The following is a 26,682-nucleotide window of genomic DNA, read 5'->3' as shown; positions in this document are numbered from 1 at the left end:
CCTTCCGTAGCGTTCCGGCCAGACGCGAAACCCCCAACGAAGGAATCCCGATGAGACTTGTCTGGCAGCTCCTGGCCGTCGCCGCGGTCGCCTTCATCGGCGCACAGGGAGTCATGGCGTTCCAGGACGTCCCCTTGGTCGCCCTGGTCCTGGGCCTCCTGGTCGCCGTGGCCTCGGTGTTCGTCTACCGGTGGGTGGTGCGCCGCACCGAGCGCCGCACCGTGACCGAACTGGCCTGGAAGGGCGCCGCCTCCGCCACCAGCTGGGGCACCCTCCTCGGCGTCGGACTGTTCGCCCTGGTCATCGTCAACATCGTCTTCCTCGGCGGCTACCAGGTCAACGGCCTGGGCTCTCCGATGAGCGCCCTGGGACTGGTCGGCTTCATGGCCGCCGTCGCGGTGACCGAGGAACTGATGTGGCGCGGCGTGCTGTTCCGCATCATCGAGGAGCGCACCGGCAGCTGGATCGCCCTCGCCCTGACCGGCCTGGCCTTCGGCCTGGTACACCTGATCAACCCGCACGCCACCCTGTGGGGCGCCATCGCCATCGCCATCGAGGCCGGCGGCATGCTCACCGCCGCCTACATCGCCACCCGCAGCCTGTGGCTGCCCATCGGCCTGCACTTCGGCTGGAACATCGCCGGATCCGCCATCTTCAGCACCGCGGTCTCGGGCAGCAACACCCCCCAGGGGCTGCTGGACGTCACCATCTCGGGCCCCACGATCATCACCGGCGGCGACTTCGGCCCCGAAGGCAGCATGTACTCCGTGGTGTTCTGCGTCATCGTCACCGTGGTCCTCATGTGGATCGCCCGCCGCCGCGACCGGATCGTCCCCGTCCGCCGGCGCGGCGAGCGCCCCGCCGCCACCACTACACTTCCCCAGTGACCAGTCTCCGGCGGCTCCCCGAACTGTGGCAGCGACTCGATGTCACCCTCCGGGACCTGCCCCTGGGGCTGCTGCTCCTGACCGCCTCGCTCATCCCGTCACTGCACGGGCAGGGGACCGAGTTCGGCGGGGTGGCCGACCGCCCCCTGGACGCCCTGGGCCTGGTCGCGATCGCCCTCCAGTGCCTGCCCCTGGCCGGGCGGCGGCGGTGGCCGATCCTGTCCCTGGCCCTGGTGGCGAGCGGCTTCGCCCTCGACCAGCTCAACGGCTACCACCTGTTCGCGGGCACCGCGTTGCCCATCGCGCTGGTGAGCGCCGGCGCCCACGTCCACCGGTACCGGTGGGCCACCGTGCTCGCGGCCTCGGCCGCCTACGTGGTGCTCTCGGTCGGGGTGGACCGGCTCGGAACGGGCGAGACCCCGGCCGGGTACGTGACGTTCTACGGGGCGCTGGCCCTGGCCTGGGGGGTCGGGGCGTGGCTGCGCTCCACCCGCCTCGCCGAGGCCGAACGCCGCCGCCTCGTCGCCGAGGCCACCCGCACCGCCGAACGCACCCGCATCGCCCGCGAACTCCACGACGTCGTGACCCACCACGTGACCGCGATGGTCGTGCAGGCCGAGTCGGCGCGCTACCTGACCTCCGCGCCCGACCGGCTCGACCAGACCCTGACCGCGGTCAGCGACACCGGCAGGCGGGCCATCACCGACCTGCGCCACCTGCTCGACCTGCTCAACCCCGACCACTCCGCCCCCGCGTCCGACGAAGGGCTGCTCACCGTGGTGGAGCAGACGCGCCGGGCCGGGCAGCCGGTGGAGTTCAGCGAGGAGGGCACCCCGGCCTCCTCGCGCGGCAGCGCCGACCTCGTCGCGCACCGCGTCGTGCAGGAGGCCCTGACCAACGCCCTCAAGTACGCGCACGGAAGCCCCACCACCGTGCGGGTGCGCCACCGCCCCGAGGAGATCACCGTGAACGTCAGCACCGACCACGCCGGGCCTCCGGGCGTCTCCCCCGGCGGAAGCGGGCGGGGCCTGGTCGGCCTGCGCGAACGCGTCGAGGTCCTGGGCGGTGTCTTCACCGCGGGCCCGCGCGAGGGCGGGGGATTCGCCGTCCACGCCACCATCCCCGCGCACGCCCCGGTGGGCGACCGGGCATGAGCGCGCCGATCCGGGTCCTGGTCTGCGACGACCAGGTGCTGATCCGCACCGGCCTCGTCACCATCATCGACGCCCAGCCCGACCTGGAGGTCGCCGGTGAGTGCGGGGACGGCGCGGCCGCCGTCGAACTCGCCGGGCGGCTGCGCCCCGACGTGGTGGTGATGGACGTGCGCATGCCCGTGCTCGACGGCATCGAGGCCACCCGGCGCCTGGCCGGGGCCGGGGTGGACCGCCCCGTCAAGGTTCTGGTGGTCACGACGTTCAACCTCGACGAGTACGTCTACGAGGCGCTGCGCGCGGGCGCCAGCGGGTTCCTGCTCAAGGACGCGCCCCCGGCCCAGCTGCTGCACGGCATCCGCACCGTGTCCACCGGCGCGGCGCTGCTGGACCCCGAGGTCACGCGACAGCTGGTGGGCAGGTACGCCGCCCGGATCCGGCCCCCCGACGCCGCCGCGGCCGACGCCCGGCTGACCCCCCGCGAGCTGGAGGTCCTGCGTTTGATCGCCAACGGTCTGTCCAACGGCGAGATCGCCGCGAGCCTGTTCATCAGCCAGGAGACCGTGAAGACCTTCGTCTCGCGCATCCTCACCAAACTCGACCTGCGCGACCGCGTCCAGGCCGTGGTCTACGCCTACCGGCAGGGGCTGGTGACCTGACCCCCGCGCGGGGCGCACGCCGTTCGCCGGGCACGGGCTTGACCTTGACACGGTGACAGGGTCTTCACTCGGGTGCAGGAGGTGGTTCCGATCAACACGGCCAACACGACCCCGAAGAGCGCCCGCGTCGCCGGCGCCCTGTCCGCCCGGAACACGTCGGTCCGGCTCCAGGCCGCCCTGGCGGCCGGGTCCGACCCCGACCCCTCGCTGCTGGAGCCGCTCGTCGAACGGTGCGCGGTCGAGCCCGACTTCTTCGTACGGGACATGCTGTCCTGGGCGCTGACCCGCCTCCCGCCGGAGACCGTCCTGCCGCGGATCCGCCGGGAGCTCGTCTCCGAGCGCGTCCAGGCCCGCGCCCAGGCGTTGCACCTGCTCTCCAAGATCGGTGACGGCAGCACGCGGGCCTGGATCACCCGCGACATGCTGCGCGACGCCAACGACCGGGTCGCGCGGACCGCGTGGCGCGTCGCGGTCGCCCTCGCACCCGAGGACGATGAGGAGAGGAGGGGCCTGGCCGGTGAACTGGTCCGCCAACTCGGCCGCGGCGACCGCGATGTGCGGCTGAGCCTGAGCCGGGCCCTCGTCGACCTCGGTGACGTGATCGCGCCCGCCCTGGAGAGGGCGGCGGAGGACCCCGACCCGGAGGTGGCGGCGCACGCCCGTGCCACCGAGCTGCTCCGGCGGGACCCGGAGAGCGGTTTCGACGCCGCCGTCGAGGAGGCCGGACGCGTGGTCGCACTCGGCCCGGAGCGGGCCGCCGCTGCCGCCGCCGCGGTCGCGTCGGCGGACACCGGGGCGCCGGAGGCCTCCGGGACGGCGGGGGCATCCGAGACGGCGGTGGCCGCCGAGGACACGGAGGACGCGGATTGCTGATCGGTGACGTCGCCCGCCGCTCCGGGGTGAGCACCCGCATGCTCCGCCACTACGACGCCCTGGGGCTGGTACGGCCGACGGGCCGCACCGCCGGCGGCTACCGCGAGTACTCCGACGAGGACGTCCGCAGGATCTTCCAGGTGGAGAGCCTGCGGACCCTCGGGCTCTCGCTCAAGCAGATCGGGCGAGCGCTGGAGGACCCGGCCTTCACCCCGTCCGCCCTGGTGGGCGACCTCATCCGGTGGACGCGGGAGCGCCTGACCCGGGAACGGGAACTGCTCCGGCGGCTCCGCGCGATCGACGCGTCGGAGCCCGCCGACTGGCAGGACGTCCTGGGCGTCGTCGAGCTCATGCGGGGGCTCGACGCGACCAGCGCCGCGCGCAGGCAGCAGGCCGTCCTGTCCCGGCCGGGGGACGCGTCGGTTTCCGCCGAACTGCTGGCCGGGGCGGTCCTGAGCGAAGCCGACCCCCACGTCGCGGGCGCCCTGCGCTGGGCGCTCGCCCGCTCGGACGGCGACGTCCCGGCGACCCTGGCAGCCGGTGCGCGGTCGCAGGACACCGACGTCCGGCGGCGTGCGGTGCTGGCGATCGCCGGGATGCCCGGGTCCCCGGGCGCGGCCGCGGTGCTCGCGGACGCCCTCGGGGACCCGGACCCCGTGGTGGGCGGGCACGCCGCCCTGGCCCTGGCCGGGCACGGCGAGGCCGCGGCCGTGCCCGCGCTGGTCGGCATGGTGGTCGACGGCCGCAGGGACGTGGAGGCGGCGGAGGCGCTGGGAGGGCTGTCCCGGGACCCCGCGTGCGCGGACCGGATCACGGCCGCCCTGACCGATGAGCTCGCCGCACCCGGCGCGGACTCCGCGACACGGATCCGTCTCGTCCAGGCGCTGGTCGAGATCGGGGGAACCGCCGTACGCGGGATCCTGGACCGGCTGGCCGGGGACGGGGACCGCTCCGTCGCCCTCGTCGCCTCGGCCCTGGCCGGGACGCTCCGGGATTGCTCCTCCGGGGAGGCCCGGTCCTTCGGGCAGGGGGAGGACCGGGCCGACGAGGGCCCCTGAGAGCGCGCCGCCGGGGCGCCGGCGCGTCCGGTTCCGGGCGCGCTCCGCCGGAACCGGACGCACCGCTCACCGGAACGCGGCGGGAAGGGTCATCAGGTCGATCCCCCACAGCGGCGGAAGCAGGAACAGCGTCCCCGCGACCACGAGGGCGAGGGCGATGAGGTTCAGCCAGAACCCGCTCCTGACCATCTCCATGATCGTCACCCTGCCGGTGCCGAACATGATCGCGTTCGGAGGGGTGCCCACCGGGAGCATGAACGCGCAGTTCGCGGCCATCGCGCAGGGGACCATCAGCGCGTACGGGTGGATGTTCAGGGAGACCGCCAGGGCCGCCATGACCGGGAGGATCATCGTCGCCGTCGCGGCGTTCGAGGTGATCTCCGTCAGGAACAGCACGAGCGCGGTGGCGATGACGATGGTCAGGATCACGTCGACCCCGTCGAGCACGCGCAGCTGCTCGCCGATCCACGCGGAGAGGCCGGTGTCCACGAACCCCGCGGCGATGGCCAACCCGCCGCCGAACAGCAGGAGGATCCCCCAGGGGATCTTCTTGGAGTCCTCCCACCGGAGGATCCTCTTCTCCCCTGCGCCGCGGGTCGGCAGCGTGAACAGGACCACCGTCGCGACGATCGCGATCACCCCGTCGCTGATCCCCGGGAGGAGCCCCTCCCAGAGGAACGACCGGGTCACCCACATGAACGCCGTGCCGAGGAAGACGCAGAGGACGAGCTTCTCCTCGGTGGACATCCGGCCGAGGGACCTCCTCTCCTCCCGGATGATCTCCCTGCCGCCGGGAAGCTGCTTGAAGCGGACCCTGAGCTTGACGCCCGTCAGGTAGAACCACGCGAGGGCCAGGAGGACGACGGCGATCGGGACCCCGAAGAGCATCCATCCGCCGAACGAGACGCTCTCGCCGAAGAGCTCCCCGGAGGTCGCCGCGAGGACGGCCAGCGGCGGTGTCCCGATGAGCGTGCCGAGGCCGCCGATGGTGGCCGCGTAGCCGATGCCGAAGACCACGGACTTCTCGAACCTGGGCAGGTCGTCGGCGAACTCCCCGCCCCGGAGCGAACGGGACGCCTGGTACACGACCGCCAGCCCGACGGGGATCATCATCATCGTGGCGGCCGTGTTGGAGACCCACATCGACAGGAAGCCCGTCGCGACCATGAAGCCGAGGACGATGCGGCGCGGGCTCGTGCCGATCGCCGCGACGATCGAGAGGGCGATGCGCTGGTGGAGGTTCCACTTCTCCATCGCGATCGCGAGAGAGAAACCGCCGAGGAACAGGAAGATGATGTCGTTGCCGTACGCCGCGACCACGGCGTCGCCCTCCAGCGCGCCGGTCAGCGGCAGGAGCGCGACCGGGAGCAGGGACGTGACCGGGATGGGTATCGCCTCGGTGATCCACCAGGTCGCGACCCAGAGGGTGGTGGCGAGCACCGCCCGCCCCGCCGAGGAGAGCCCCTCGGGTTCGAAGAACACGAGCGTCAGCACGAACAGCAGCGGACCGAGCACCAGCCCGGTGACGCGCGCGGGCGTGTAGCCGGGGCCGGGCCCGCCGGACTCCGCGTCCGGTTCCGCGGCCCCGGGGCCCTCATGGGCGGCGGCGGGCCCGCCGCCGGAGGACACCGGCTCGGCCCGGCGCGACCTCCCGCGTCCGGAGAACGTCAGGAGCCCTTTGACCTCCCTGTGCGACGCCCACAGGCTCTCCCACAGGGGGTACGGGTAAGAGGTTGCCATCACTGCACCTTCTTCTGGCCCCTCGCCCGGCGCGGAGCGCGGCGGGGGACCGGTTCGGGGGGTACGCGGGTCGGCATCGGCCGGGGAACGGGGCCGTGGGGACTCCGCGAGGGAAACAGGGGACCGTCGCCGGTCGTGGCACCGGCTCCGTCGGCGGCGCCCGTGGCCCGGACTGCCGTTCGCGCCGCCTCGGAGCGGTCGTGTGCGGGGGCGGCGGCTCCCGGGTCCGCGACCGCCGCGGGAGCCGCCCTTCCCGGGCGGTCAGCCGTGCAGGCCCCGCAGGACCTCGTAGAACTCAGCCTTGCCTTCGAGCCCGATGCCCGGGAGGTCGCCCGGCGCCACACGGCCGCGGGTGACCACCGCGTCGTCGGCGAAGCCGCCCGTGGGCTGGAACTCCCCGGGGTAGGACTCGTTGCCGCCGAGCTTGAGGGCGGCGGCGATGTGCAGCGAGAACTGGTGCCCGCCGTGCGGGATGCACCGGCGGGAGGACCAGCCGTGCCGGGCGAGCATGTCCAGGACCCGGCGGTACTCCGTCAGCCCGTAGCTCAGCGCCGGGTCGACCTGGACGAAGTCGCGGTCCGGGCGCATCCCGCCGTAGCGGATCAGGTTCCGCGCGTCCTGGAGGGAGAACAGGTTCTCACCGGTCGCGATGGGGTTGCGGTAGTCCTCCGACAGCGTCGCGTTCAGGGCGTAGTCCAGCGGGTCGCCGACCTCCTCGTACCAGAAGAGGCCGTACCGGTCGATGGCCCGGCCGTACTCCAGCGCGGTCCGCAGGTCGAACTTGCCGTTGACGTCCACCATCAGCCGGGACCCGTCACCGCCCAGGACGTCGATGACCGCCTCGATGCGCCTGATGTCCTCGGCCAGGTCGGCGCCGCCGATCTTCATCTTGACGACCTCGTACCCGGCGTCGAGGAAGCCCCGCATCTCGTCCCGGAGGTCCTCCAGTGTCTTGCCGGGCGCGTAGTAGCCTCCGGCGGCGTAGACGAAGACGTCCTCGTCCGGCTCGCCGTCGCCGTAGTGGTCGGAGATCCACCGGTACAGCGGCACACCCGCGGCCTTGGCGGCGAGGTCGTGCAGCGCCATGTCCACCACGCCGACGGCGACGGAGCGTTCGCCGTGCCCGCCCGGCTTCTCGTTGCGCATCATGACGTCCCACGCCCCGGCGGGCGAGAGTTCGCCGTGCCCGTCCAGCAGTTCCTCCGGGGCGGCCTCGCGCAGCCGCGGCAGCATCCGCTCGTTCAGGATGGCCGTGGCGTTGTACCGGCCGTTGGAGTTGAAGCCGTAGCCCACCAGGGGTTCGCCGTCGACCACCACGTCGCTGACCAGCGCCAGGATCGTGCAGTCCATCTTGCTGAAGTCGATGTACGCGTTGCGCATCGACGAGCTGATGGGGATGGTGCCGACGTGGGCGGAAACGATTCGCATGGGTCTCTTCCTGCCGAACTTGATCTTATAAGTCACTTATAAGTTATGCGGAGCCTATACTGGCCGAGACGGGGGTCACAAGACCGTGAGCGGGATTTTGGTGAGAGAGGTCACGATGACCGGGGCGAACGTCTTCTCCAGCAAGGGCGGGCTGGCCTACACGGAGCTGCGCCGCCGCATCACCTCCGGTGAGCTCGCCCCGGGCTCACGCCTGCCGCAGTACGAACTGGCGGAGGAGATGGGGATGAGCATCACGCCCCTGCGCGAGGCCGTCAGGCGACTGGCCAGCGAGGACTGGGTCGTGATGGACACCCACCGGGACGTGCGCGTGGCGCCCATGAGCGCCTCCGAGGCGCGCGAGCTGCTGGAGGCCCGCTTCTCGCTGGAGCCCTCCGCCACCGAACTCGCCGCGCTGCGCCGCACCGAACGCGACATCGCCGCGATGAGGGAGGCCGCCGACCGGCTCCTGCCGGTCACCCGCACCTGGGGGGAGGAGGCCATCGCGGCGCACCGGGCCCTGCACCGGTCGATCTACGCCGCTTCGCACAACAGCGTGATGACCAGGCTCCTGGACGACCTGTGGGACAAGGCCGACCGGTACCGGCGGATCGGCCTGGAGCTGCCCGCGGGCGCCGAACCGCGCACCCTCGACCTCAACCAGCACCACGAGATCCTGGAACTCGTGGTCGTCGGCGACGGCGCCGCCGCGGCCGGACTGGTGCGCTCCCACATCCGCAACAGCCTCGGAGCCGTGGTCACGGACACCCTGGAAGGCAGGCAGCGCGCCTACCACCCCATCGCCGAGCGCTCGGTCTGAGACCGCCGGAGCGCCGGCCCCACGACCGCGCAACGGAACTCCGCGCCCCGCCGACGCCCGCGCGGTCCAGCGGCCCGGGCGGCCGGACCGCGCGGCCGGGGTCCCGCGTCTCAGCCGCGGGCCAGGGCGCGCAGTTCCTCCAGGCTCGCGGCACGGGACTCGGGGGCGTCGGCGTCCACCCGTCCCCCCTGGGGGTCGTCGACCCTCCCGGCGCAGGACCGGAGCGCCTCCAGCGCGGTCAGCCCCTCGCCGCGCAGGCGCACGTGCTCCATCGTCCACCAGCCTCGGGCGGTGTTGCCCGCCGTGTCGGGCGGCAGGAGGGGCTGGAAGTCGCTGGCCTCCTCGGTCTCGGAGGCCCACAGGTACCCGATGAGGCCGCCGTCCCGGTGCACGGGGAGGTACACCACGGGGCCCGCGGTGGTCGGGGCGTAGGAGCGGCCGACCAGTACGGGGGACAGCGCCTCGTCGCTCCACCGGTCGAACGCCCCCTGCCCCGCGCCCGGCGCACGCGCCGGATCCCCGGCGCCGTCGGTCCCGCGGTACGGGTCGGGCTCCGCCCCGCCCCGGTCCGTTCGGTACCCGTCCTCGGGTGAGCGCCCACCGTCCATGGCCGTCCCCACTTCCTCTCGTCTCCAACTGCCACTGCGGTACCGGGTGTCCTGCCCGGATCAGGGGGGAGGGATCCCGTCCGGTCGGTCGGCGTGCTCGGGCACGCTCCCCGGCGGGACCGCCCCGGCCCGGTCGTCCTGAGGGGCCCCGGTCCAGCGTGCCAGCGCGCCGAGGGCGTCCAGCCCCTGGGCCCGGGCCAGGATCAGGCGGCGCACCCAGGCGCCCTTGGCGTTCAGCCCCGCCGGGCCGGGCACGGGCAGGAACCCCGCGGCGGTCCCGTCCCGCGAAGCCCAGAGGCGGCCCAGCGCGCTCCCGTCCTCCCGCAGCACGGGGACGTGCAGCACCGGCCCGTCGGTGTCGGCGGCGAACCGGGGCTCGGCGCCCGTGAACTCGGGGCGGAACTCGTCCCGCGCGGCCCGCTCCTCGTCGGTCATCCCTCCTCCTTCGTCACGGTCGCGGGGTGAACGGCAGCACGGTCACCCGCAGGGTCCACTGGCCGGTGTCGGGGTCCTGGAGCGCGTCGTCGATCCTGAAGCGCGTTCCGCGCGGCAGGAGGAGCTCCCTCTCGGTCCGGTGCACGCTGTTCTCGCCGATCCACAGGGCGGGGTGCCCCGCGGGCACGGCCAGGTGGAACTGGTAGGCGGCGGTCCGGTTCACCGTCTCGACCCCCAGCGACCCCGAGAGGAACCCCCGTTCGAGGAACTCCGTGCCGATCAGGTCCGTGGGGTCGTGGAATGGCCGCCCCGGCGGGGCCATGAAGCCCACGCTGAACACCGAGCGCCGGACCTCGACCGCCTCCGGGACCGGCTCCACCGCCCGGTCGAGCCGGTCCATCCCCTCGCGCAGCAGGTCCCAGGTCCTCTCGGCGTTCTCCCGGGTCGGTGTGTGCCCGTCGAACCACTTCTCGACCCAGGAGCCGAAGAACCGCTGCTCGCTGAGCCGCAGGACCTCGGACTCGGGGTTGGAGTGCCGGGAGAAGTCGTTGTAGAACTGCGCGTTCTTCGTGTAGGCCCGGGCGGAGTCCTGCTGCTCCGGGGCCAGGGACGGGAACCGGTCGCCGAGGACGAGCTTCCCGTACCCCGAGCCGTCGTCGTCGGTGCCGAACCGGCGCACGCCGTCGGGGTCGACCCGTCCGGGGCGGTCGTCGGGCAGGTCCGGCCCGGCGGCCTGTGTCCCGGACTCCGGGGGACCGGCGGAGCCCTCCGCGGAGGCCGCGGCGTCGTCCAGCCCCAGGAGCGCGGTCAGGAAGGCTTCGGTGCCACCGCTGAGTCCCGTCTGTTCGGGACCGGTCACGGTGGTGTCCGTGTCGGTCCGCACGGTGAGCACCTGGACGTCCGAGGTGTCCCCGGCCCGCTGCTGCGGGGCCGGAACGGTCTCCGGCGGCGGGACCACCACCTCGGCTTCGATGTGGAACCCCGGCAGTCCGGACGCCCCGCCCCATCCCGCGCGGGTGATCCGGTAGGTGGTGCCCCGGGCGAGGATGACCTCGCGCTCCTTCGGGTACTCGCTCCTCTCGCCGACCCACAGCCCGCGGCTGCCCGCGGGCACGGTCAGGTGGATGACGTTCCCGGATTCGGTCTGGTGGTGCCCGGCCAGCTTGTTGCCCAGGGACGCGGACATGAACCCGGGCTCGGTCTGGACGGTGCCCACCAGGGAGTAGGGGTTCAGGTCCTGGTACCCGTCGAGGAACGAGACCTCGTACAGGCCGCGGACCATCTCGACCGTCTCGGGCAGGGGGCGGTCGACGGCCCGGTCGAGGCGGTCCAGGAACGCGGCCACCTCGGCCGTGGTGGGGAACACGTCCCCGTTGGACCGCGCCAGGACACCGGCGCCACCCGCGTTCTCGTGCCAGCCCGCCAGCTCCGCCTCCGGGTCCGGCGCGTCGAGGATGTACCTGACGAAGCCCGCGGTGTGTTCGGGCACCCGGTCCTGCGCCAGGAGTTCCCGAAGGCGCTCGACGGTGGGCCAGGACAGGTCGTTCAGCTCGTACAGGCTCCAGCCGCGGGCCTCCATCGGGTCCGTGTTGGTCTCGAGGTGGGTCGCCTCCCGCACCTCGTCCAGGGCGTTCTGGACCTGCTCGGCCGAGAGGTTCTCGCGGACGACCTCGTTGAGCCATCCGGCGGCCGTGTAGCTGCGCACGTCGCCGCGCTGCCGCTCGTGGAGGGAGTCGAAGGCGTGCGGGTTGTTCGACGGATCGTGGAGCCAGCGGCCGTAGGCGTCGGTCTCCTCCACGGAGCGGAACCGCCGCACGCCCAAGTCGTCGACGTACCCCCTGCCGTCGTCGTCGGCGGTACCGGTGCCGACCGGGAGCCCGGCGTCGGTGGCGGAGGCGTCCGGGGAGGCGTCCGGGGTGGCTGTGTGTCCCGTCGCCTCGCCGGGGGGCGCCGTGTGTCCCGTCCCCTCGTCGGGGGCGGCCGTGCCCTGACCGGTCCCCCCGCCGGTCGCGGGAGGGGCCTCCTCCACGGCCGGCGGCCGGGCCCCGGACGCGGTGTCGGCCTGCACCGGCAGGATGGCCTCGGCGGTCAGCAGCAGGCCGTCAGCGGTCGTCTCCGCGCCGGTGACGCGATAGGACATTCCTCGGGGCAGGACGATCTCGTGGTTCGACGGCCGGGGGCCCTCCGTGCCCAGCCAGAGCCCGTGCGCGCCCTCGGGCAGGGTCAGCCGGACGGTCGCCGCGGGGTGCCCCAGGCCCTTCGGTTCCGGGTTCACGGAGACCGTGGTGTACCCCGGACTGCTCTGGACGGTGCCCACCAAGCTGGAGGGGTCCCTCTCGTCGTACCCCTCGGGGAACCGGAGGTCGTCGGTGTCGGTCAGGACCCACGTCGTCTCGACCGCCTCCGGGAGCGGGCGCCCCACCGCTTCGTCGTAGGTTTCGAGCAGGTCCCGCACACCCTCGGCGGAGGGGTAGGTCCCCCCGTTGGCCGCGGCCAGAGCCCCGGCCATACCGCTCCTGTGGTACAGACTGGCCAGCCGTTCCTCGGGGCGCCCCAGCGCGAGGACCATCCGCAGGAAGTGCGTTCCGGGGGTCCCCTCCTCGGCGGCGTCCACGATCTCCCGCAGCCGCTCCGGGGTGGGCCAGGTGAGACCGTTGGCCTCGTAGACCTCCCAGCCGCTGCTGCCGCGGGAGTCCGCGATCGAGGGCTGCTCGGGACGGCTCATCGAGCGCAACCGGTCGAGTTGCGTCCGCATGTCGCCCGGGGGCACCAGCGCCAGGTCCGCGAGCAACGGGGTGTTCGAGAACGCCTTGGCGACGCGGCGTGCCTCCGCGGGGAGGGTGTCCAGCCCCGGCATGCCGCTCTCCGCGTGAGCGGCCTGGTGCGCGTACCAGTGGGCCTCCGTGGGGGTCCGGAACCGTCGGACACCGGACGCGTCCACCCGTCCGTCCGAGAGCGGGTCCGCGAAGGCCTCCGGGCGCAGGACCACCTCCGCGGAGAGCACGGTCACGATCCCGCCCGTGTTCATGTCGAACGTCTCCCGGACACCGGTGATCCGGTAGGTGGAACCTCGGGCGAGGGTGAGTTCGCGCTGTTCTGGGTCGTGGCTGCGGGAGCCGATCCAGAGGCCGTGCGCGTCCTGGGGGACGTTGAGCCGCAGGAGGTAGCGGAAGGGTGCGGCGTCGGTCTTGAAGGGCCGGTCGCCCAGGGTGGTGGACATGTACCCGGGCTCGGTGTGGACCGTGCCTTCGAGGTCGTCGGCGTCGTACACGCCGGCCGCTTGCAGCAGGTGGTCGATGGAGTGCATGCCCCGGGAGACGACCAGGCCTTCGGGAAGGGGGCTGCCGGTGGCGTCGTCGAGGAGGCGGAAGAGTTCCAGGACGCGGTCCACGTCGGGGTAGGTCCCGCCGTTGTGGCGGGCGATGACCCCGGCGTACCCGGCGTTGTGGAACCAGTGGCGCAGCTCCGCGGCGGGGTCGCGGGCGGTGAGGACGTAGTCGATGAGTCCGACGGTGCGCGGGGGGAGGCCCTCCGGGTTGGCCCGGATCTCGCGCAGCCGGTCGAGGGTGGGCCAGGTGAGTTCGTTGGCCTCGTACAGGTCCCAGCCGTGGGCGGTCGTCACGGTCGCCGGCTGCTCGGCCTCCTGTTGGGTTTCGCCCCGTACCAGTGCCAGTTGGCGCGCCACACCGGTCGGGGACAGGGGCCGGACCCGGGCCAGCCGGGTGATCCAGGCGGACCTGGTGTAGGCGTCGACCATCCCGCGCTGGTCGGGGGTGAGGGTGTCGAAGGCGTGGGGGTTGTTGGTCGGGTCCTGGAGCCATTGGTCGTAGGCGTCCAGTTCCCCCAGGGCGCGGAAGCGCCGGTATCCGTCGTCGCCGATGTGCCCGCGGCCGTCGCCCGCTGGAGGGCGCGACTCCTCGTCGGCGACTGTGGAGGCGTCCGAGTCGTCGTCCCCGTCCTCCGCGGACGGCTCCCGCGCCGACATGTCCGCGGAGACCGGCTCGGCGTCGATCTCCATTCCGCCGTCGGTGATCCGGACATCGGTGATGCGGTAGCCGAAGTCCCGGGGCAGGACCAGCGCGTACCGGTCGCCCGTCGCGCCCTGGTCACCGATCCACAGGCCCCGGGCGTCTTCGGGGAGGACCATGCGGACGACCGCCACGGTGCCGTTCGGCGCGGTGGTGAAGGGCGAGTCGCCCAGGGAGACGGTGGTGTACCCCTGCTCGCGCTGGTCCCTGCCCACCATGGCGGTCGGGTCGTCCGAGTCGTCCGAGTCGTATCCGTGGAGTCCGGGGAGGTCCCGGCCGACATCCAGCACGAAGGACACCGCGATCGGGCCGGGCAGGGGCTGGTCCACGGCAGCGTCCATGTCCCGGATGATCTCCAGGGCACGGTCCCCGGTGGGGTAGACACCGCCGTTGGCCCGGGCGACCTCCCCCGCGTCGTCCGCGTTCTCGTACCAGTGGTCCAGCCGCAGCTGCGGATCGGAGGAACCGAAGATGTCCGCCGCGATCGCCTTGAACGCAGGGGAGCGGCCTCCCCCGGCGTACAGTTCCCGCACCCGGCTGAGCGAGGGCCACGACAGGTCGTTCGCCTCGTAGAGCACCCACCCGTTGGGGTCGTCGGGGTCGGAGGCGTTGTCGAGGCTGGTCCTGCTCCAGAAGTCGAGCCTGTCCTGGATGACCGCCGGGTCGGAGGTTCCGAGCCGGGCGAGATTGCTGAGCCACGGGTACGCGGTGTGCTCGCCGATGAGGGCGCGCAGCTCCGGCGGGAGAGCGCCGTAGGTGTGCGGTTCACCGTCCCGGTCCTCCATCCGCTCCGCGTAGGCGTCCAGCTCCTCCCGGGTGCGGAACCCGCGGTCCTCTCCGCCGCGCGTTTCGGGGGCCGCGACCGTGCTGCCACCGTCGTCCGTGCGGTCGAGCGGGGCCCGGTCGGTGCGCCCGGCCGGGCCCGTCGGCGCTTCGTCGTCGGAGTCGTCGCGGTCGAGGAGGGGCCGGTCGTCGTACGCGTCGTCTCCGTCGCTCTCGTGCCCGGAGTCCTCCAGTCCCAGGAGCGCGGCCATTCCGGCCTCCGCGTCCGCACCGAGTCCGGGCTCGTCGGGGCCGGTGACGGTGGCGTCCGTGTCGGTCTCCGCCGTGAACACGTGCAGGTCGGCGGACTCCTCGGTCCCCGCCTGGTCCGGTTCGGGAACCGGACGCTCCGGCACGATCACCTCGGCCTCGATGTACAGGCCCTCCAGTCCGCGGGAGCCGCCCCAGCCCGCCCGGGTGATCCGGTAGGTCGTACCCGGGGGGAGGATCATCTCGCGCTCCTCGGGGTGCCTGCTCTCCGAACCGATCCAGACGCCCCGGGAGCCGCGGGGGAGGGTCAGGTGCAACGCGTGCGCGTAATTGGACGTGACCCCGGCGAGCTCGTGCCCCAGCGACGTGGACATGAACCCGCGCTCGGTGTGGACGGTGCCCACGAGGGAGTAGGGGTCCTTGCCGTCGAAGCCTTCGAGGTGGTCCAGTTCCTCCAGCCCGCGGATCACCTCGATCCCCTCGGGCATGGGCCTGTCGATGGCCTCCGTCAGGGTCCGGAGGTGTTCGAGCGTGCGTTCCGGGGGCGGGAACGCGTCGTCGCTCGACCTGGCGACCTCCCCGGCCTCACCGGCGCGCACGTGCCAGTTGTCGAGTTCCTCCTGCGGGTCCGGCGCGTCGAGGATGTACCTGACGAAGCCCTCGGCCCTCTCCGGAACGCGCCCCTGCTCCAGGAGTTCCCGCAGCCGGTCCAGGGTCGGCCACGCGAGGTCGTTCATCTCGTACAGTTCCCAGCCGCGCGAGCCCATGGGGTTGGTCTCGAACGACGCGACGGTGTCCTGGCGCATCAGGTCCAGAACGATCCCCACCCGTTCCGCGTCCATGGAATTGCGGGCCACGGTGTTGAGCCAGCCGTCGATGGTGTAGCCCGTGATCCTGTTCCGGTGCTCAGGGCTCAGAGCCGCGAAGGCGTGCGGGTTGTTGGCGGGGTCGTGGAGCCACAGGTCGTAGGCGTCGAGTTCCTCCTCGGTGCGGAACCTCCGGATCCCGTTCCCGTCGACGTGGCCCCGTCCGTCGCCGGGTTCCTGACCGCTGCGGGCCGTGTCCGGTCCTGTGACGGCGTCGTTCGCCCCGTCGGGCGCGGCCTCTGCGGTGGGCGGGGCGCTCACCGCCTCGTGTGCTGCCTCTGCTGTGGGCGGCGCGCTCACCGCCTCGGGCGCGGCGGTGTCGTCCGTCGGCGCGTGCACCCGCGCGGTGATCACGGGACGGCCTCCGGACGTGTCCACGGAGTCGATCCGGAACCCGGTCCCCGGCGGTAGGACGATCTCCTGGTTCTGGGGGCGGGGGCCCGCGCCGCCCAGCCAGAGGCCGTGCGCCCCCGGCGGCAGGACGAGGCGGACGACCGCTGCCGGCCCCTCGCCCGGGCCGACCGGACGCGGGTTGAGCGCGACCGCGGTGTACCCCCGGGTGGTCTGCTCGGTCCCGACCAGCGCGGAGGGGTCGCGCGGGTCGAATCCGTGCAACCGCCGCGCAGTCGCCTGGTCCAGGTACCAGGTGCTCTCGACCGCGTCGGGCAGCGGACGGCGGACGGCGTCCTCATAGGAGGCCAGCATGTCCAGCAGCCTCTCGGGCGAGGGGTAGGTGCCCCCGTTCGCGCGGGCCAGGACCCCGGCGGGCCCGGCCGCGTTGTACAGCCCGTTCAGCCTGCGGGCCGCCTCCTGGGGGCCGTGCCTGAGGATGCCGGTGATGAATTGCGCCCGCGCGGGGTTGCGCACCCGCTCCGCGGGCAGGAGCTGGAGCAGCCGTTGGGGGGAGGGCCAGGTGAGGCCGTTCGCCTCGTACAGCTCCCACCCGAGGAGCCGCTGCTGCTCCGCCGGGGTGGAGGCCGGGGTGACATGGCTCGCCGCGCGCAGGGAGTCCAGCAGTTGCCGGGCACCGTCCGGGTCCGTCCTGGTGTGGTCGAACCCGCCCGCGAGCGCGCTGAGGGCGCGGGCGAGGTCGTGCCGTGCCCGGGGGAGCGCGTTGACGGCGTGCGGGTTGTGCGCCGGGTCGTGGAGGCGGTGGCCGTACCAGTGGGCCTCCTCCGCGTTCCAGAATCTGCGGACGCCGTCCTCGCCTGTGCTCCCCTCCGAGAAGAGGTCGGGCACCGCCCGCGGCAGGGGGACCACGGTCGCGGTGATCACGAACTGCGGGCCGCCGGATTCGGGGTCGATCCTCTCCTCGACGCCGGTGATGCGGTACGTGGTGCCGCGGCCGAGGGTGAGCTCCATCTGCTCCGGATCGTGGCTGCGTGTACCGATCCAGAGGCCGCGGATCCCCTGGGGCACGTCCAGGCGCAGCAGGAAGGGGAATCCGTCCGCGTCCGTCTTGAAAGGGGAGTCGCCCAGGGTGGTGGACATGTAGCCGGGCTCGGTGTGGACGGTGCCCACCAGCGCGCGGGGGTCCGTGCCCCCGGTCGTGCGCAGGAGGTGGTTGATCGACTGCATGCCGCGGGACACGGCCATGCCCTCGGGCAGCGGGCGGTCGACCGCGCCGTCCATGAGGCGGAACAGCCGCCGGACCGCGTTGGCGTCGGGGTAGACGCCCCCGTTGAGCCGGGCGATGACCCCCGCGTATCCCGCGTTGTGGAACCAGTGGTCGAGTTCGGCACGGGGGTCGGGGGCGTCGAGGATGTACCGGATGAGCCCCCGGGTCCGCGGGGGCAGCGGCTGGGGGGAGGCCGCGATCTGGCGCAGCCGCTCCACGGACGGCCAGGCCAGACCGTTGGCCTCGTACAGGTCCCAGCCGTGGGCCATCTGCGCCATGTCGGGGTCGGCCGCCTCGGCCCGGGACTGCGAGCGCCACTCCATCAGTTGTCGCACGACGTTCTGGGGCAGGAAGGGCCGGATGCGGGCGACACGGGTGATCCAGGCGGACCTGGTGTAGGCGTCGACCATCCCGCGCTGATCGGGGGTGAGGGTGTCGAAGGCGTGGGGGTTGTTCGCCGGGTCCTGGAGCCACCGGTCCTGCCTGTCGATCTCCCCGGGCGAGTCGAAGCGGCGGATGCCATTCTCGTCGAGGGTGCCCCTGTCGTCGGTGTCCGTGTCCGAGTCGTCCGAGTCGTTCGATTCTGCGTCCGAGTCGTCCGAGTCGTCCGATTCTGCGTCCGAGTCGTCCGATTCCGCGCCGTCGTCGGTCTCGTCGCCCTCGTGGTCCGCATCGTCGTGGACGGCGGCGGGCTCTGTCGGGGGCGCGGCCACCGGTCGCGGTTCCGCGGGCAGGGCCACGGCGGTGATCTCCACGATCCCGTCCGACTCCGTGACGTCGGTGACGCGGTAGCCGGTGCCGCGGGGGAGGAGGAGCGTGTACGGGTCGGATGTGCCCGCCCTGTCGCCGATCCACAGGCCGCGCCCGTCCTCGGGCACGCTCAGGTGGACCAGGACCTTACCGTCGCCGTCGCCTCCGGTAGCCGGTGAGCGGTCCAGGGAGGTGCGCAGATACCCCGCCTCCCGCTGCTCGGTGCCCACCAGCGAGGAGGGGTCGCCCTCGACGTACCCGTCGAGCCCGTGGAGGCCCTCGTCCCCGCTCAGCGCGAAGGTCACCTCCACGGGGCCGGGAAGCGGACGGTCGGTCGCGGCGTCCAGGGTACGCAGGGTGTCCAGGACCTGGTCGGCCGTCGGGTAGGTGCCGTCGGCGGCCCTGGCCAGGGCCCCGGCCTCGTCCGCGTTGTCGTACCAGTGGCGCAGTCGTTGGCGGGGGTCCGGCGCCTTGAAGACGTCGTCGATGAGCCGGATGAGGGTGCGGGTGTTCCCGCCTTGGGAGTTGAGCTCCCGGATCTCGGCGAGCGTCGGCCACCGCCTCCCGTTCTTCTCGTAGAGAGGCCAGCCGTTGAGGTCTTCACTGCTGGCGTTGTCGCCCGCGTCGTACGTCAGATCCTCCAGCCTGTTCCGGACGGAGGCGGTGTCGAGCGAGGGGAGCCAGGTGAGGGACGAGAGCCAGTCTGTGGCCGCCTGCGCGACGACGGTCTCGCGCTGGTCCCGGGGCAGCGCGTCGAAGGTGTGCGGGTTGGTGCCCGGGTCATCGAGCTCCGCGGCGCGGGCGGCCGGGTCCTCCAGCCCCAGGAGGTCGGTCATCCCGTCTTCCCGCTCGCGCGTCGCCCCGGGTTCGGGGAGGTGTCCGTCCTCCTCGGCCGGGTCCTGGTCCGTCGTCTCCATCAGGAACACGGTGATCTCGTCGTCCGTGTTCGGCTCGGGCGCCGATCGGGCTGAAACCGGCTGCGGGGGCGGTCCGTCCCCCGGGTCGGAGGACTCCTCCCCGGTCACCGGTCCGCTCCGGACGGGCGGGGGCTGCTCGTTGAGGGCGCTGTGGAACGTGTCCAGGAGCGAGGCGTCCGCGGGGCGCTCCCCCGGCTCCGGCTCCATCCGGTCGCTCGGGGGTGCGCCGCTCGCGGGACGGGGCGGCTGCGCCGGCGGTGTGTCGGTCTCTGTCCGGGGCGGTGTCGGCGGCTCCTCGGACCGTCCTTCCGGGGCCGGTGAGTCTTCGTCGCCGTCGACCAGCGCCGTGTTGACGGTCTTGACCGTGTCCGGTGCGCCGTAGGGGGAGGGTCCCCGGTCCGCGGGGTCCTGCATCGCGTACTGGACGTAGTCCGTCGTGAGCCGCCCGCCGGGCTGCCAGAGCCGGGCGCGGACCGGGTCGTGGCGGTCCTGGAGGTGGCGGCCGATGCCGCGGGCCAGGACCTCGGCGTCCCGGACGCGTTCGGCAGGGATGGACTCGCCGCTCAGCGGGACGCGCCTGTCGGAGGGGTCGGAGACGGTGTACACCAGTGCCTGCGCGAGCGTGCGCGCCTCGTGGATGGAGCGGTTCTCCGGGTCCGGACCTTCGACGGGTCGCAGCTGCCTCCAGAACTCGGCGCCCAGCGCCCGGGCTCCGGGGATGTCGTTGTCCGCGAGGGCCCGGGTGAGTTCGGGCAGGCGGTCCAGGACCGACGCGGCGCGGGCGTCGGCGCGCGGGTCGATCCCGGAAGCGGTGGGGTCGGTGGGCGCCTTGCCGGGGGTGTCGGGTCCGCTGTCCGCCGCGCGGTCGGGTCCGGCGGCGGGCGGTGCCGGAGGCGCGTCCGTGGCCGTGCTCCGCGTGGGGACCGGCGTGCCCTCGGTCGTGTCGGGCGTCGTGGCCTCGGTGGCGGGCGGGGCGTCCTTGCGGCTCTCCTGGCCGTCCTGCTCCTGGTCGTCCTTCTCTTCGGCGGGGTCCTCCCCGTGTACGGACTCGGCGCCGTCGTCCTCGTCGCGCTCGGCGGACTGTTCGGCGTCGCGCTCGGGAGTGGTGTGCCCGGTGTCCTCTGTTTGCTGAGGGGGTCCGCTCTCGGACTTGGGACCGGTGTCGTGTTGGTCGCCCCCGCTCTCGGTGACGGGCGGCTGGGGCGGCGCGCTCTCCGTCCTGAGGTCGGTGTCGTGCTGGCCGTTGCCGGTTTCGGCGACGGGCGGCGTAGACGGCGGGACGTCCTCCGATGCGGTCCGCTGCTCGGGTGCGGGTGCGGGTGCGGGTGCGGGTGCGGTGTCCGGCTGTGACGTGCTCTCGGCGGTGCTACGCGCGTCGTCGCCGGTCGACTGCTGCGCGGACGGGTCCGGTGTGCGGGTGTCGCCGGTGCGCTGGGGCGAGCGTCCGCCGCTGTCGGAGGGCGGGTTCTGCGGTGCGCTTGCGGGTGGCGGGGTGGTGTGGCCGGCTGGCGGTGCCACGGTGACGGGGGCGGGGGTGTGCTGCTGCTCTGGTGTGGGGGTGGAGCGGTCGGCTGTGTTCGTGCCGCCGTTGTTGCCCGGGTCGGGTGTGGTCTGCTCGACGCCGGGGGGCGTGTTCATCCCCGGGTTGTCGGGGGTGATGGCGTTGAGGAAGTTGACGGCGAGGGGGCCGTTGTTCATCCCGGGGTGGAAGAGGTCGTTGTCCGGGCCGGGGTGTTTGGTGTCGGTGGTACCGAGGGGGTCCTTGGCGGGGTCGGGGGTGGTGAGGGAACCGGGGAGTGGGGCGCGGGTGTCCTCGTCCTCGCGTACGCGGGCGTTGTCGTTCGGGCCGAGGTCGTCGGGGTCGCCCGGTTCGCTGTCGGTGTCGCTGACCAGGTCGGGAACGTCGTCGACCTCGGGGGATTCGTTGCGGCCGTACGGGGACGACTCGTCGCCCTGACGGGACGGGGCGGGACCGTCGTCGTGTTCGTCTCCCCGTTGGGGCCCGCCGCCGGACTCAGGGGCAGGGGGTTCGTCGCTGTCGCGGTCGGGACCGCTGTTGCCCTCGCGTCCGCCTCCGCGGTCCTCCCGGTCCGCCCCGCCCCGGTTCTCTCCGCTGGACCCGTCGTCCCACCGTTCGGATCCGCTTTCGAAGAGGGGTGAGCCGTTCCCGTTGCCGGGAGCTCCGGACCCTCTCCCGGCAGAGCTGTTGCTTTCGGTTTGGGGTGGTGGGAGTGGGGTGTGGTCTCTGTGGCTGAACAGGTCCAGGCCGTGCAGGGCGCTGTCGGTGGCGCCTTGTTGGATGCCTGCTTGGGAGGCGCCCGCGGTGGCCGACCACACCGAGGCTTCCCAGCCGCGTCCGTCCATGACGCTGCCCAGGCCTTCGCCGAGGTAGCCCTCCAGGGCTCCGGAGCCGATGGTGCCGCCGGTCTGCTGGGCGTAGGCGCCGGTGGTGGAGAAGTACTCGGCCAGGGGCCGGTTGAGGTTGACGGGTACGTCGGCCAGGTGGTCGCGCATGTGGGGGGGTAGGCGGTCACCGATGGTCTGGCGTAGCTGTTGTCCCAGGGCGGGGTTGTTCCAGTTGCGGGTGAGGGTGTTGGCGTAGTCGCGGCCCAGGTTGCGTGCGGCACTCTCGCCGAGGTGGTCGCCGAAGTGGCGGGCGAAGAGGTCGGCGAACTCCTCGCGGGCGGCGGCGGCTTTGGCGGCGTTGTCGAAGGCGCCTGCGCCGATGGGGCTGCCGGGGTGGTAGGGGGCCAGGAGTTCTTCGTTGTGGCGGGTGAAGAGGGTGGCCAGGTCCTGGTTCAGGGACGGGGACGCCGGTGGCCCGCTGGTCGGGTCGTCCTTGGGTGTGGGTGTGTCGGGTCCCCGGTCGGGGTTGGTGGCGGGTGGGTCGTCTTTGACCGGTCCGGTGGGTGGGTCGTCCTTGACGGGGCCGGTGGGGGGGCCGTCGGGGCCCCCGTTGGGTGGTCCGGGGGGTGTGTCGGGGGTGTTGTTGAGGGGGCCGGGGGGTGGGGGTCCGCCGTCGGGGCCGGTGCGGGTCAGGGGTGGTGGGTCGGGGAGGCCGTTGAGGTCTTTGAGGCCGGTCTTGAGAAGGTTGACGAGGTTGTTGCCGAAGAGTGTGTCCAGGCCCAGGGCGGCGAAGGCGGAGATGAGGCCTTCGCCGATGGCGCCCAGGTGGGAGCTTTTGGTGAGTTCGCGGTCCTTGTTGTGGCGGGTGCCCTTACCGATCTGGATGCGTTGGATGATGCTGTCCATGCTGGCGAAGATCTGGCTGAGGATCTGGTGGCTGGGCACGGTGAAGGCGAGCCAGGTCAGGATGCGCCGCATGGCCAGGCTGCGGATGGCCTTGAAGACGGGGATCCACTTCAGCGAGGCGCCGAAGGTGAACTTGGCGGTGGCGATGGCCCAGGCGATCTCGACCAGGAGTTGGATGAACTGGCCGATGACCATCATGTGCATGTACTCGACGTTGGCGCGGGCCTTGAAGAGTTCGGTGGACATGACGGTGGAGTTGTCCTGGGCGGAGCCGACGTAGTTGTTCTCGCCCTTGGTGAACTGGTCCAGGGAGCGTTCGTAGTTGTCGGCGGTTTTGCCGTCGAAGTGGCGGCGGGCGTGGGAGCGGCTGAGGGCGAGGAGTTCTTCGAGGTGTTTGAGGCGTTGGGTGAGGCTGTTGTAGATCTCGGAGGCGTGGCCGAGTTGGTAGAGGCCGGCGCGGGGGACCTTGATGCCGGTGAGGACTTTGATGGCGTCGCGTGAGGAGTCGGACATGTTCGGGTCCAACGGCATACGCGACTCCTTCCTCTACCTCCTGTCGCCGCTACGCGGCCACGAACGTAACACCGGGAGAACCCGCGCGGATCGGCGCCCCATTCCCCGGCCTGGGATCATACTCTGGGATTCTCCAGTGGGTTCCCGAAGGTCACGGGTGCGTTGCGGCGGCGGTGGCCTGGATGTCGTCCACGGCCGTGTTCCTCCTGTGCGACCCGCGGCACCTCGGGGAACGGCACGTAGACCCACAGCGGAGTGAACTCCACCTCGTTGTTCGCGGCCAGCGGGTCGATCTCCACGCCGTCCACTCGGCCGGCTCGGATGGGGTTGTGGGCGGTCTCGATCTCGTACACGTCGATGGCGTGGTGCTTGGCCAGCTCGGGGAGCAGGTAGCGGCGCACCAAGGTGGTGTCGGCGACGCTGGGCCGTTCCCGGCACAGCTCCACCGCGGACACGTACACGCCGGTGGTGTCGGAGGCCGCGGCGGCGGCTGCGGAGGCGACCACGGCGATCATTCCCCGTCGGCCACGGTTGGGCGCGGTGTGAGGTCGTGGCCAACCGTTTGGCCTCACACGGCCTGGAATGGAACGACGAAGGGGCCCCACCCGATGGGTGAGCCCCCTTCTGACCTGCGGAGGATCGGGGATTTGAACCCCGGAAGGGGTTGCCCCCTAACCGCATTAGCAGTGCGGCGCCATAGACCTGACTAGGCGAATCCTCCTGGCTGGGACAAGCCTACAGACACCACGGACGGTTGCGCAAAACGAATGCCCCCGCCACGCCCCGCGGCCGGTGCGGGCGGGGCCGGGAAGGGCGCCGCCCGCTGATGCGGTTGGGGACCGGCCTGAGCGGGTCAGCCGATGGTGCGCTCGATGATGAGGTCGGCGTCCAGGCGCAGCTTGTCCACGGCGCGGGACAGCGTGCTCTTCACCGTGCCGAGCGTCACCCCCATCCGCTCGGCGATCTGCGCCTCGGTGAGGTCGTCGTAGTAGCGCAGCACCACCGTGGTCCGCTGCCGGGAGGGCAGGCGGTCGATGGCGCGCTCCACCACGTCGGCCAGGTCGCTGCGCCAGGTGGGATCGTCCACACGCTGCTCGGGGATCTCGTCGGTCGGGTAGACGTCCAGCCGGTTGCGCCGCCACTCGGAGATCTGCGTGTTCACCATGGCCCTGCGCACGTAGCCGTCGCGCGCCTTCGGGTTGGCGATCCGGTCCCAGGCGAGGAAGGTCTTGACCAGGGCCGCCTGGAGCAGGTCCTCGGCGTCGGCGTGGCTGCCCGTCAGCGACCGGGCCATCCGGAGCAGGGCCGGTCCGCGCTCGGCCACGTAGTGGCTGAACTCGTCGTACCGGGGCGTCCGGGTCGTCCCTGTCACGCCGACCACCGACCTTCACGGGCGCTGCGTGGGCTTTCGTCGTGTTCCTCCCTTCCAACTCTCACACAGCCGACGCAAACATCCGGGCACGTGTGTCCCACGCGCCGACAAACGGCCCGCCGGAGAACCGCGGGCGTCCGGCCTTCCGTCGTGTCCGCGCGCCGCCCCCGGCGAGTCGCGGCACTGGCGGCCGACAAGCCCGTGGCACGGGCCGGTGCCGTTCGCCGGGCCTCGCCTCGGGGACCGGTACCGCCGGTGGAGGGGAGCCGGGGTGAACGAACGGGAACCCCTGTGGTTTGGGGGATCTTGTGGGTGTTTATGAATCTTTCTAGATTTATGGGTTCTATGCGTAGCTTTGTAACGACAGGCTGTGGTGGGGCGATCCCGAGTCGCCCGATGTGCGAAGCCCGGTGTGCGCGGAATCCGCTCTCTGGTTCCATGGGGTGCCCCACGTGTCGTGGGGGCCGCGGCACCGAGAACATGTCTGGACAACGGGGACGAAGCGACGAGTCGTACTGGTGAGGGGGCTCAGTCGAGATGTCAGTGACCACCGAGATCGGACGGGACCGCAGAAGGTTCACAGCCGCGGTGCTCGGCGCCGCGAGCGCACCCGAACCCACACCGCTCGGACACCGCGTCGCGCGCGGCGTGGTCGTCAGCGCCAACGCGCGCATCCTCTGCCTGGCCGTGCCTGGCGGCGAGGAGCACTTCATGTACGACCGCTCCACCGTGTTCTGGCGGGGCGGGGAAGTAGGACCGGGCGAACTCCGCGCCGGTGACGACGCCGTGGTGCTGCGCGTACCCGGCGGCCACCCCATCGCCGCACGCGTGTGGGCCCAGGCCGCCCGCGCCACCGGCGTCATCGTCAGCCGCGACGGCGACACCCTGGAGATCGACCCCGGGCACGGGCGTCCGCGCCAGACCGTCGTCCTGCCCTACCGCACCTCGGGCCGGATCTCCGTCCGCCACCCGCGGCTGGAACCCGGCTACGTCTTCGACGCCGTCGGCGTCTGGGAGGAGGGGGCCGTACTGGCCGTGCGCCCCGCCACGACCCAGCCGCCCTATCCGCTGGGCGCCACACCGCACCGGCCGCCCACGCGCCGGCGCGCCACCACTCTGAGCGGCGTCGCCACCTGGTACGACCCGGCGTGGGGCCGCTCCTCCCACGCGGACCCGCGCGCCCACGTCGACGGGATCGCCTACCCGGCGCTCGACCCCGTCGGCCACGACGGGCCCTGCGACCGGCGCACCTCCTGCGTTCCGCTGCCGCTGCTGTCCACCGGGGCGACCCTGAGCCTGCGCAACGACTGCACGCACGAGTCCGCGGCGCTTCCCGTGGTCGACTGCGCCGCGGCAGACAGCTGGCTGTGCGACCTGTGCTCCTCCTGCGGAGGCCAGAGCGCGGGACGGCTGGCCTCCCTCACCATGACCGGCTTCGTCGCCCTCGGCGGGCGGCTGGAGGACGGCTGCTTCAACGCGACCGTCACCGTCCACGACGGGGAGGGATGACCGATGCTGCCGGAGATCGTCGAGGCGGCCCGCGAGGTGCAGCTACCGCTCCTGGCGGTGCTGCTCCTGGCCGGAGCCGTCGCCAAGACCACCAGGCGGGCGGCCGCCACGGGCCTGGCCGTCCTCGCGCCCGAGCGGCTGCGCCGGGCGTCCACGGTCGGCACCGGCCTGCTGGAGGCCGCGCTGGCGCTCGGCCTGCTCGGGCTGACCGGCCTGCTGGGCGAGACGGTGCGGGCGCTGACCGCGGCCGTGTTCGCCGTCTCGGTCGTGGTCCTGGTGGTGATCCGCAGGCGCGACCCCGAGGCGGGCTGCGGCTGCTTCGGCGGGCTGAGCCAGGCGCCGATCGGCTGGCGGACGCTGACCCGGGCCGGGCTGCTGTCGGCCGCCGCCCCGGCCACGCTCGGCCTGGAACCCGCGGGCTGGGAGGTGGTCGCCTCGCCGACCCCGCTGCACGCGGGAGTCCTGGGCGCCGAACTGCTGGTCCTGGCGCTGCTGAGCCCCGAACTGCGCACCGCGGCCGCACGCACCCTGCACGAGGAGCCCTGCGCGCTGCGCGAGGTACCGCTGCGCCGTACCGTGCGGACCCTGCACGGCAGTGACGTGTGGCGCGTCAACGAACCGGTGATGCTCGGGTCCGAACCCGAGGACGTGTGGCGCCAGGGCTGCTGGAGGTTCCTGCGCTACGACGGCGTGCGGCACGGCCGCCGGGTCGACGTGGTGTACGCCGTCAGAGCCGGGGGCAGGCGCGGCACCGCGGTGCGCGCGGCCCTGGTGGACCGCGAGAGCGGAGCGGTGGTGGCCTCCTTCGGCGCGGTCACCCGCATCGAGCTGACCGGCCCGCCGCGCAAGCTCCTCCACCCGGGGGAGGCCGCCAGGCGGGACGCGTGGCGGCACGACGAGGCCAGGGCCGAGCTGAGCCTTCGGACCGCCCGGGAGCGCTCCGCCGTGTGGGACCTCGTCGCGGACGGTCCCGACGGGAGCGCCCGGGACGAAGGCGTTCGGGAGAGCGGGGGCCGGGGCGAACGCGTTCCGGGGCAGCGCGGTCCGAGCGGACGCGAGGAGGGCGGCCGGGACGCGGTGCAGCAGGGCTCCGCTGAGCGGGACACCGGCGGAACGGACCGGGGCGGGCGCGAACCGACCCCGGCCGGATGAGGGCGCGCCGACGGGCT

15 protein-coding genes and 1 tRNA gene are annotated in these 26,682 nt (G+C 72.8%); 8 read left to right on the top strand and 8 right to left on the bottom strand.

Annotation, left to right across the window (positions count from 1 at the left end; translation table 11 throughout):
* Positions 1-50 precede the first annotated feature (50 nt).
* The 5 genes from AC0VX6_RS27640 (at position 51) to AC0VX6_RS27620 (ending at position 4,628) form a co-directional block, all read left to right on the top strand.
* Positions 51-887, top strand: coding sequence for a CPBP family intramembrane glutamic endopeptidase (locus AC0VX6_RS27640; RefSeq protein ID WP_274975393.1), 837 nt, complete (start codon positions 51-53; stop codon positions 885-887).
* Positions 884-2,041 (top strand): sensor histidine kinase, encoded by a 1,158-nt coding sequence (locus AC0VX6_RS27635; protein WP_475466828.1) that lies wholly within the window; start codon positions 884-886, stop codon positions 2,039-2,041. Before AC0VX6_RS27640 ends, AC0VX6_RS27635 begins: the two co-directional genes overlap by 4 nt.
* Positions 2,038-2,697 carry a response regulator gene (locus AC0VX6_RS27630; RefSeq protein ID WP_475466826.1) on the top strand — a complete coding sequence of 220 codons (660 nt, stop codon included), beginning with the start codon at positions 2,038-2,040 and terminating at the stop codon, positions 2,695-2,697. Before AC0VX6_RS27635 ends, AC0VX6_RS27630 begins: the two co-directional genes overlap by 4 nt.
* 72 nt (positions 2,698-2,769) lie before the next feature.
* Complete coding sequence (locus tag AC0VX6_RS27625; RefSeq protein ID WP_475466824.1) at positions 2,770-3,570, top strand: HEAT repeat domain-containing protein; 801 nt, start codon at positions 2,770-2,772, stop codon at positions 3,568-3,570.
* Positions 3,564-4,628 (top strand): MerR family transcriptional regulator, encoded by a 1,065-nt coding sequence (locus tag AC0VX6_RS27620; RefSeq protein WP_274975390.1) that lies wholly within the window; start codon positions 3,564-3,566, stop codon positions 4,626-4,628. Before AC0VX6_RS27625 ends, AC0VX6_RS27620 begins: the two co-directional genes overlap by 7 nt.
* Before the next feature lie 66 nt (positions 4,629-4,694).
* Here AC0VX6_RS27620 and AC0VX6_RS27615 read toward each other — a convergent pair whose 3' ends face one another.
* A complete protein-coding gene (locus AC0VX6_RS27615; RefSeq protein WP_475466822.1) occupies positions 4,695-6,368 on the bottom strand; it encodes an SLC13 family permease in 1,674 nt (557 codons plus the stop codon).
* 261 nt (positions 6,369-6,629) lie between these two features.
* Positions 6,630-7,796, bottom strand: a complete 1,167-nt coding sequence (locus tag AC0VX6_RS27610) for an enolase C-terminal domain-like protein (protein ID WP_475466820.1) — start codon at positions 7,794-7,796, stop codon at positions 6,630-6,632.
* 115 nt (positions 7,797-7,911) lie between these two features.
* On the opposite strand from AC0VX6_RS27610, the gene AC0VX6_RS27605 reads away from it, so the two are divergent.
* Complete coding sequence (locus tag AC0VX6_RS27605; RefSeq protein ID WP_475466818.1) at positions 7,912-8,613, top strand: GntR family transcriptional regulator; 702 nt, start codon at positions 7,912-7,914, stop codon at positions 8,611-8,613.
* 110 nt (positions 8,614-8,723) lie between these two features.
* Here AC0VX6_RS27605 and AC0VX6_RS27600 read toward each other — a convergent pair whose 3' ends face one another.
* The 6 genes from AC0VX6_RS27600 to AC0VX6_RS27575 form a co-directional block, all read right to left on the bottom strand.
* The gene (locus AC0VX6_RS27600; protein ID WP_212642243.1) at positions 8,724-9,221 is read right to left on the bottom strand and encodes a hypothetical protein; all 498 of its coding nucleotides are present in this window, start codon (positions 9,219-9,221) and stop codon (positions 8,724-8,726) included.
* A gap of 60 nt (positions 9,222-9,281) precedes the next feature.
* Positions 9,282-9,656 carry a hypothetical protein gene (locus AC0VX6_RS27595; RefSeq protein ID WP_212642244.1) on the bottom strand — a complete coding sequence of 125 codons (375 nt, stop codon included), beginning with the start codon at positions 9,654-9,656 and terminating at the stop codon, positions 9,282-9,284.
* Positions 9,657-9,669: 13 nt separating this feature from the next.
* Complete coding sequence (locus AC0VX6_RS27590; RefSeq protein ID WP_475466816.1) at positions 9,670-22,650, bottom strand: ADP-ribosyltransferase; 12,981 nt, start codon at positions 22,648-22,650, stop codon at positions 9,670-9,672.
* 98 nt (positions 22,651-22,748) lie between these two features.
* Positions 22,749-23,138 carry a hypothetical protein gene (locus AC0VX6_RS27585; RefSeq protein ID WP_475466814.1) on the bottom strand — a complete coding sequence of 130 codons (390 nt, stop codon included), beginning with the start codon at positions 23,136-23,138 and terminating at the stop codon, positions 22,749-22,751.
* A 126-nt stretch (positions 23,139-23,264) separates the two neighbouring features.
* Positions 23,265-23,353: transfer RNA gene (locus AC0VX6_RS27580), tRNA-Ser, on the bottom strand.
* 132 nt (positions 23,354-23,485) lie between these two features.
* A complete protein-coding gene (locus AC0VX6_RS27575; RefSeq protein ID WP_274975382.1) occupies positions 23,486-24,013 on the bottom strand; it encodes a SigE family RNA polymerase sigma factor in 528 nt (175 codons plus the stop codon).
* A 528-nt stretch (positions 24,014-24,541) separates the two neighbouring features.
* Here AC0VX6_RS27575 and AC0VX6_RS27570 point away from each other — a divergent pair.
* A complete protein-coding gene (locus AC0VX6_RS27570) occupies positions 24,542-25,513 on the top strand; it encodes a hypothetical protein (protein WP_274975381.1) in 972 nt (323 codons plus the stop codon).
* A gap of 3 nt (positions 25,514-25,516) precedes the next feature.
* Positions 25,517-26,665: a MauE/DoxX family redox-associated membrane protein gene (locus tag AC0VX6_RS27565; protein WP_475466812.1), complete on the top strand. Its 1,149-nt coding sequence runs from the start codon at positions 25,517-25,519 to the stop codon at positions 26,663-26,665.
* Positions 26,666-26,682: the final 17 nt, after the last annotated feature.

It is taken from the genome of Nocardiopsis sp. iso_25 (assembly GCF_056173305.1).
Note: the sequence above shows the minus strand (reverse complement) of the source record. Positions and strands in the feature narration are given on the sequence as shown.